At 52.8% G+C, this 7,699-nt stretch carries 8 protein-coding genes; all 8 read right to left on the bottom strand.

Annotated features, from left to right (window positions below; translation table 11 throughout):
• Positions 1-27: 27 nt before the first annotated feature.
• Positions 28-1,377: an RIP metalloprotease RseP gene (gene rseP, locus VOI14_RS10715; protein WP_323752044.1), complete on the bottom strand. Its 1,350-nt coding sequence runs from the start codon at positions 1,375-1,377 to the stop codon at positions 28-30.
• 53 nt (positions 1,378-1,430) lie between these two features.
• Complete coding sequence (gene ispC / locus VOI14_RS10710; protein WP_323752043.1) at positions 1,431-2,615, bottom strand: 1-deoxy-D-xylulose-5-phosphate reductoisomerase; 1,185 nt, start codon at positions 2,613-2,615, stop codon at positions 1,431-1,433.
• Positions 2,612-3,463, bottom strand: a complete 852-nt coding sequence (locus VOI14_RS10705; RefSeq protein WP_323752047.1) for a phosphatidate cytidylyltransferase — start codon at positions 3,461-3,463, stop codon at positions 2,612-2,614. Before VOI14_RS10705 ends, ispC begins: the two co-directional genes overlap by 4 nt.
• Positions 3,464-3,482: 19 nt before the next feature.
• Positions 3,483-4,253, bottom strand: coding sequence for an isoprenyl transferase (locus tag VOI14_RS10700; RefSeq protein ID WP_323752042.1), 771 nt, complete (start codon positions 4,251-4,253; stop codon positions 3,483-3,485).
• A 62-nt stretch (positions 4,254-4,315) separates the two neighbouring features.
• Positions 4,316-4,873: a ribosome recycling factor gene (frr, locus tag VOI14_RS10695; RefSeq protein ID WP_323752041.1), complete on the bottom strand. Its 558-nt coding sequence runs from the start codon at positions 4,871-4,873 to the stop codon at positions 4,316-4,318.
• Positions 4,874-4,891: 18 nt separating this feature from the next.
• On the bottom strand, positions 4,892-5,626 hold the full coding sequence (gene pyrH / locus VOI14_RS10690) for a UMP kinase (protein WP_323752040.1): 735 nt from the start codon (positions 5,624-5,626) through the stop codon (positions 4,892-4,894).
• A 193-nt stretch (positions 5,627-5,819) separates the two neighbouring features.
• Positions 5,820-6,689 carry a translation elongation factor Ts gene (tsf, locus tag VOI14_RS10685; RefSeq protein ID WP_323752039.1) on the bottom strand — a complete coding sequence of 290 codons (870 nt, stop codon included), beginning with the start codon at positions 6,687-6,689 and terminating at the stop codon, positions 5,820-5,822.
• 92 nt (positions 6,690-6,781) lie between these two features.
• Complete coding sequence (rpsB, locus tag VOI14_RS10680) at positions 6,782-7,531, bottom strand: 30S ribosomal protein S2 (protein WP_133005032.1); 750 nt, start codon at positions 7,529-7,531, stop codon at positions 6,782-6,784.
• Positions 7,532-7,699: the final 168 nt, after the last annotated feature.

The raw sequence follows: 7,699 nt of genomic DNA, 5'->3' as shown, positions 1-7,699 counted from the left end.
TAATGTGCGGTAAGGAGCCCGCAATTCTCACAACCGCATCAGGTCGTTGTAAAGAGCAAACACCATTAAAGTCAGGATCAAAGCCATACCAATTCGTAACCCTAGCTCTTGAGCCTTTTGCGACAAGGGTTTCCGGCGTATAGCTTCGATGGTGTAATAAACGATGTGACCACCATCCAGCACCGGTACTGGCAGTAAATTCAAAACACCTAGACTTACGCTGAGATAAGCCAGGAAACGAACAAAATCTTCAAACCCCGAACTGACACTGGCTTCCGCGACCCGAGCAATGGTAATTGGGCCGCTCAGGTTAGTAGGTGACAGAAGCCCCGTTACCATCTTCTTGATGGCCACCAGAGTCAATCGCGTGTCAGCCCAAGTTTCATGAATGGCGTTGGGAATCGCGGCCAAAGGCCCGAACTGCACCTCACGGAGCACATCGTCAGGCCATGAAATAGCCTCAACACCCGCGCCTACAAACCCAATCACCTGACCGTCGTCCAAGGTACGCGCACCGGGCGTTACAGACACATCCAATCGGGTGCCGTTGCGATCAACAGACAGCATTAATGGCCGCTCTGGGGCGTTGCGAATGTATTCAACCAAGGCAAACCAGTCTTCTACAGGCTCCCCATTAACGGCCAATACCCGGTCACCCACCTGCAAACCAGCGGCCTGAGCACGACCCTCCTCAACAACCTGCCCCAACACCGCAGGGACTTCAGGACGCCATGGAGTCACACCAAATTCAGCCAAAGGATTCGGTGCGTCGTCGCTGAGTGACCATCCGTTCAACGGCCCTGAGACAACACCCCGCGACCCCCTATCCGTAATTTCCAGAGAAACCTGCCCATGTTCTCCGGCGCGCTCCAGCAAGCGCATGTTTACGTCACGCCACGACGTTACCCGATGACCATCCACCGAGTGAATTTCCATGCCGTCCTGCAAACCGACACGTTCAGCGGTACTACCTACCGAGACATCCCCAACGATGGGCGCCACGGTCGTGACACCAACGACGCTGATCAACCAATACGCCAGAATGGCAAACAAAAAGTTCGCGACCGGGCCGGCGGCTGCAATAGCTATACGCTGAGAAGGCGGCTTCGATGTAAACGCCTGATCCCGAAGTTCTTCCGGAACGGGACCTTCCCGCTCGTCCAGCATTTTAACGTAACCACCCAAGGGAATGGCCGCAATCGCATACTCGGTACCCTGGCGGTCATACCAGGAAAATAACGGCTTGCCAAAACCGACCGAGAATCGAAGAACCTTCACGCCGAACCGCCGGGCTACCCAGAAGTGCCCGTACTCGTGCAGGGTGACCAAGATTCCCAGAGTCAGCGCTAATGCCAATACGCTTTGAATAATCTGCATAGGTTTTCCGGTGTTGGTCTGGGGCTACAACTTAACGAAATGCCGCTACGATATCAGGCTGTCAGCAAGCCAATTTGTTCGTTGGCTTGCTGACGCGCTTCGGCATCTTTAGCAAAAATGGTCTCGAAGCTATCGGCCTCCACCACTTCAGTCGCTGCGAGCGTTCGCTCTATGATAACGGGGATATCGGTAAAGGACAGCTTACCTTCAAGAAATGCAGCAACCGCGACCTCATTAGCCGCATTCAGTACGGCAGGTGCCGTCCCCCCGGTTGCGAAGGCGTCGGCAGCCAACCGCAAACACGGGAACCGCTGCAAGTCTGGTCGCTCGAAATGAAATTTACCGACGGCAAACAAATCCAGTGGCGCCACACCCGCGGCTATGCGCTCTGGCCACGCCATCCCGTTGGCGATGGGCGTGCGCATATCCGGGCTTCCCATCTGGGCCAGCACCGAACCGTCTGCGTACTCCACCATCGAATGAATGATGCTTTCCGGATGCACATGTACTTCAACATGATCCGGGGTGGTATTGAACAACCAGCAGGCTTCAATGAGCTCCAAGCCTTTGTTCATCAAGGTCGCGGAATCAACCGAAATCTTTTGGCCCATGGACCAATTCGGGTGCGCACAGGCTTGAGCCGGTGTTACCGAATTCAATGACTCAGCTGAAAAGGTACGGAAAGGCCCGCCAGAAGCGGTCAGCAAGATGCGAGTTATACCGGCCGCAACGGGGTTACGGACCTTATCGGCGGGCATGCACTGGAAAATGGCGTTGTGCTCGGAATCAATTGGTAAAAGTTCCGCTCCAGATTCGGTAACCGCGTCCATAAACAACTTACCGGACATCACCAAAGCTTCTTTATTCGCCAACAAAACCCGCTTACCAGCGTGAACAGCCGCCAGCGTTGGTGCCAGCCCTGCGGCACCCACGATCGCGGCCATCACAGTGTCTGCTTGATTGGCCGCGGCAACCTGACACAAACCCTGCTCACCACTTAGCACGGTTGTTTCCGGCATGTCTGCCAGCAACTCCACCAGCTCAAGAGAGGCATTGGCATCGGCCATCACCGCAAAGGCAGGCTTGAACTCTCGGCACAAAGCCGCCAATTCCTGCGCTCTCGTGCCGGCGGTCAAGGCCCACACTGAAAACCGTTCCGGATGCCGGCGGATGACGTCGAGAGTACTTAGTCCAATGGAGCCGGTTGCTCCTAGAACGGTAACGTTTCGCTGGGTCATAGAGACACGCTGGTCGCGCTTAGCCAACCGAGCAGCGTGATGATCAACGCAAAAACAGGGATCGCGGCGGTGAGGCTGTCAATCCGGTCCATAATGCCACCATGCCCCGGCAATAGTTGACTACTGTCTTTAATGCCACGAAAGCGCTTGAGCATGCTTTCCAAAAGGTCACCCAAGACAGACACCATGCCGGTAAACAAGCTGGCAATGAGCAGCAACAGAGTTTCTTCAGTGCTCGCACTCGCTAGATAACTGGCCACCAAGGCCAGCACCCCAACAGCAACGAGACCGCCCCAGACGCCCGCCCAAGATTTTCCGGGACTAACCCGAGGAGCCAGTTTGGCTTTTCCAAACGCTCGACCCGCAAAATACGCACCTATGTCAGCAACCCAAACCATCAGGAAGATATAGAGGATCACCAACAAACTGTTGGTCAACGCGCCAAACTCGAAAACTCCGGTGCGCAAATGATTTAAACCAACCCAGGCAGGCAGAAGCACAAACAGCCCCATCACAGCCCTGACACGCGTGGAACCCCAAGCATCAGAGCCTCTAGGGTACCGGCTGACCAATCCCAAACACACCAACCACCAGACAAAAGCGAGCGACAAAACCACCGTTGCCGACACGTTAAGCTGCGATATCAGCGCCATCAAAACAGCAACACCCACAGCGTAAGATACACGACCACCCTGCCCTTCAATGCCAGACATGTTTGCCCATTCCCAAGCACCCAATGCAATGATTGCACCGGTGAAAAGTGAAAAGCCAAACGACGGCAAGAAGAAAATACCGCCAATCGCAATCGGGGCAAGAATAAGAGCGGTAATAATTCGAGTTTTCAGCACGGTAATAATCGCTATGTCGTTATTGTTTTGTAACTTGAGAAGCAAGCTGGTCGTCTGTCTGGCCAAAGCGACGCTTACGGTGGCCGTAGGCCTCCAATGCTTTCACCATTTCTTCAGCTTTGAAATCTGGCCAGAAAACATCGGAGAAGTAAAACTCCGTATAGGCCAAGTGCCACAATAGAAAATTGCTGATGCGCTGTTCACCGGCCGTACGAATCAGCAAATCTGGCATCGGCAAATCACCGATACTCAAATTTTGCTGAATCAAATCATCGGTAATATCGGAAGGTGCCAGCTCACCGGCGCGAACTTTTTCTGCAACCGCCTGAGTGGCCTGCGTGATGTCCCAATGCCCGCCATAATTGGCAGCGATCACCAACGTCATCGCCGTATTATCGCGAGTAAGCGCCTCGGCTTTTTCCATATGCTCTTGGAGCAAAGAGTTAAACGGAGTGCGATCGCCAACAATCCTTAACCGGATGTTATTGCGATGAAGTTTTCGAACTTCGCGCTCAAGCGCCATCACAAACAGCCGCATCAGCGCCGACACTTCGTCTTTCGGACGACGCCAGTTTTCACTGGAGAAGGCGAACAGGGTAAGTACTTCAACACCCTGCCGAGCACAGGTTTCAACAACGGCTTTAACCGCATCCACTCCGGCCTTATGGCCCGCGACACCCTTCAACCGCCGGGCTTTCGCCCACCGATTATTGCCATCCATGATAATGGCCACATGCCGGGGACGACTACTTGCCGTCACCGGAATTTCTGCGGTTATTTGATCCGTCATGAAACCCTCTGCGCAGTGGCACTTTCAACCACTGCTGACTCTGTTCCTGAACGATCTGACGGTTATACCGCCATCAGATCCTCTTCCTTCGCCTTCAGCATCTTTTCGATCTCGGCGATGTATTTGTCAGTCAACTTCTGGACATCATCCTCGCCGCGACGCATTTCATCTTCGTTGATGTCCTTCTCTTTGAGAAGATCCTTCAGCATGCCGTTGGCATCACGACGAGCGTTACGCACGGACACTCGACCCTGCTCTGCATCGGCACGCGCTTGCTTGGCCATTTCTTTACGAGTCTGCTCAGTCAGCATGGGCATAGGCACGCGAATCGCATCGCCGTTGCTGGAAGGGTTCAACCCCAAATCAGACATCATAATTGCCTTCTCGATGGCTGAAATGATGTTCTTTTCCCAGGGCGCCACCAGCAACGTTCGGTTGTCTTCTACGTTCACGCTGGCCACCTGTTTCAGAGGCGTGTCCTGACCGTAGTAATTCACCATTACGCTATCTAGAATTGCTGGATGAGCTCGTCCAGTACGAATTTTGTTGAAGGCCGAGTTCAGCGCCTCAAGGCTCTTCTTCATCTTGGAATCAGCGTCAGCTTTAATATCATCAATCACGTCAAAACCCTCAATTCGTTACTCAATCAATGTGCCTTCTTTCTCACCGGTCACGATGCGGGTGAGAACGCCTGGCTGGTTCATATCGAATACACGCAACGGCATACCATGATCACGGGCCAAGCAGATAGCGGTCAGATCCATCACACCGAGCTTACGATCCAAAACCTCATCATAGGTCAGGCGGTCGTACTTTACGGCTGTAGGATCGAGTTTGGGATCTGCACTATAAACACCGTCTACCTTGGTCGCTTTGAGCACTGCATCAGCTTCGATCTCGATGCCACGTAGACAAGCAGCAGAATCGGTGGTGAAGAACGGGTTACCTGTACCAGCACTAAAAATGACCACGTCGCCTTCTTTCAGGTCGCGAACGGCACGACGGCGATCGTAATGCTCGACAATACCGCTCATAGGGATCGCAGACATAACCCGGGTACGGATGTTCGAACGCTCAAGAGCGTCACGCATTCCCAGGCCATTCATTACAGTTGCCAGCATACCCATATGGTCGCCGGTCACCCGATCAAGACCAGCCTCACTCAGTGCTGCACCACGAAAAAGGTTACCACCGCCAATCACCAGTGCAACCTGAACGCCGATACCCACAAGAGCGCCAATCTCCAATGCCATGCGATCAAGCACTTTAGGATCAATACCGAACTCGTGCTCCCCCATCAGGGCTTCGCCACTAAGTTTTAGCAGAACACGCTTATATCTGGGCTGATTAGTTGAAGGTGTCGGTGTCGGCATGGTGATCCCCTTTTCGTCTTTTGGCTGTGCGGTGTCAAACCCGTTGCAGGCTTGCATCTGACATATCCCTCCCATCTTAACGCAAAAAAGGGGTATCTCAGATACAAGCCCGCCACGAAAGCCGGGCGAACCCGGCTGACGTGGCAGACTTAGGTAGCGCTACTGTCTTTGACAGATGCGCTCAAAAAATGGATCAGGCCTTGCCTGTGCCAGCGGCAGCAGCCACTTCAGCAGCAAAATCCACTTCTTCTTTTTCGATGCCTTCACCCACTTCCAGACGAGTAAAGCCAACCAGTTCGCCACCAACGGCTTTGATCAACTCACCCACTTTCTGCTCTGGGTTCTTAACGAAAGGCTGTTCGATCAGACTGTTTTCAGCCAGGAACTTCTTGATACGGCCGCCCATCATCTTTTCAACGATTTCGGCAGGCTTGCCTTCCATATCCGGCTGAGACTTGATGATTTCCTTTTCTTTTTCCAGCTCTTCAGCAGGCATTTCTTCCGGCTTGCCAACGCGCGGGTTAACAGCCGCAACGTGCATAGCGATGTCACGAGCCAGCTCTTCAGTACCAGCGGTCAGAGCAACAACGGCAGCAATCTTGCTGTTGCTGTGAACGTATCCACCAACAACCGGGCCTTCAACCTTAACCAGACGACGAACCGTGACATTTTCACCGATCTTCTGAACCAGCGCTTCACGCTTGCTTTCCAGATCGCCTTCCATCAGCTTCGCAACGTCAGTTTCGCCTTTTTCAAACGCAATATTCAGAACGTCGTTAGCGAAGTTCATGAAGTTGTCATCACGGGCAACGAAGTCTGTTTCAGAGTTAACTTCCAAGATGAAAGCTACAGTCTTGTCATCAGAAACCTTAACCAGAGACACACCTTCAGCAGCGGTACGACCGGCTTTCTTGGCAGCTTTAAGGCCAGATGACTTACGAAGCTCTTCAATTGCAGCATCAACACTGCCGCCAGCTTCAACCAGTGCTTTTTTGCACTCCATCATGCCAAGACCAGTGCGCTCACGCAGCTCTTTGACCATTGCAGCGGTAATTGCAGCCATGTTCAGTCCTCTCAATCAGTTACAAATTCGGTGGGAAGGCATGCCCGGATAGAAAGGGGCATGCCTTATAACTTAAACCTGACGGTCAAGTATTACTCGGCAGCTGGAGCAGCGCCTTGGGCATCTTCGCTAACTTCTACAAACTCGTCAGCACCGCCGGTAGCCTGGGAAGACTCCATGCAGGTGTCAGCAACAGCCTTCACGTAGATCTGGATAGCGCGAATCGCATCATCGTTACCCGGGATTACGTAGTCAACGCCGTCAGGATCACTGTTGGTATCAACAACACCAATAACAGGGATACCCAGCTTGTTCGCTTCTTTAATAGCGATACGCTCGTGGTCTACGTCAACAACGAACAGTGCGTCCGGCAGGCCGCCCATATCCTTGATACCACCGATAGAACGTTCAAGCTTATCCATCTCACGGGTACGCTCAAGAGCTTCTTTCTTGGTCAGCTTGTCAAAAGTGCCATCCTTGCTCTGGGCTTCCAGATCACGGTAGCGACGGATAGACTGACGAATCGTCTTGTAGTTGGTCAGCATGCCACCCAACCAGCGATGATTAACGTACGGCTGGCTAGAACGCAGGGCTTCTTCCTTGATGATCTTCGCTGCGGCACGCTTAGTACCTACAAACAGGATCTTGTTCTTGCTTTCGGTCAGCTGCTGAATGAAATCCAGCGCTTGATTCATCGCAGGAACAGTCTGTTCCAGGTTGATGATATGAATCTTGTTACGAGCACCAAAGATGTATTTACCCATCTTCGGGTTCCAGTAACGGGTTTGGTGTCCGAAGTGAGCACCTGCTTTCAGCAGGTCACGCATATTTACCTGAGCCATGATATTTACCTTTTAGCTTTGGGTTAGGCCTCCACGCATCCAATTGCCCCAACCTGTCTCCTTAAAGCAGGAGCCGGCACCCTGGGACAACGTGCTGACACGTGTGTGAATTTGCCGAGTTTTGTTTCGGCGGGCGCGTTTATACCATACCTGACTCCCGCAAAGCCA

The organism is Marinobacter sp. (assembly GCF_034669625.1).
In the GTDB taxonomy this organism is placed as follows: Bacteria; Pseudomonadota; Gammaproteobacteria; order Pseudomonadales; family Oleiphilaceae; genus Marinobacter.
The sequence above is the reverse complement of the archived record's forward strand: the minus strand, read 5'-3'. Positions and strand labels throughout refer to the sequence as shown.

What these genes read in the sequence shown, in the direction of transcription:
- ispC (WP_323752043.1), bottom strand. Translation starts at nt 2,615, where the DNA reads ATGACCCAGCGAAACGTTACCGTTCTAGGAGCAACCGGCTCCATTGGA.
- pyrH (WP_323752040.1), bottom strand. Translation starts at nt 5,626, where the DNA reads ATGCCGACACCGACACCTTCAACTAATCAGCCCAGATATAAGCGTGTT.
- rseP (WP_323752044.1), bottom strand. Translation starts at nt 1,377, where the DNA reads ATGCAGATTATTCAAAGCGTATTGGCATTAGCGCTGACTCTGGGAATC.
- rpsB (WP_133005032.1), bottom strand. Translation starts at nt 7,531, where the DNA reads ATGGCTCAGGTAAATATGCGTGACCTGCTGAAAGCAGGTGCTCACTTC.
- VOI14_RS10700 (WP_323752042.1), bottom strand. Translation starts at nt 4,253, where the DNA reads ATGACGGATCAAATAACCGCAGAAATTCCGGTGACGGCAAGTAGTCGT.
- tsf (WP_323752039.1), bottom strand. Translation starts at nt 6,689, where the DNA reads ATGGCTGCAATTACCGCTGCAATGGTCAAAGAGCTGCGTGAGCGCACT.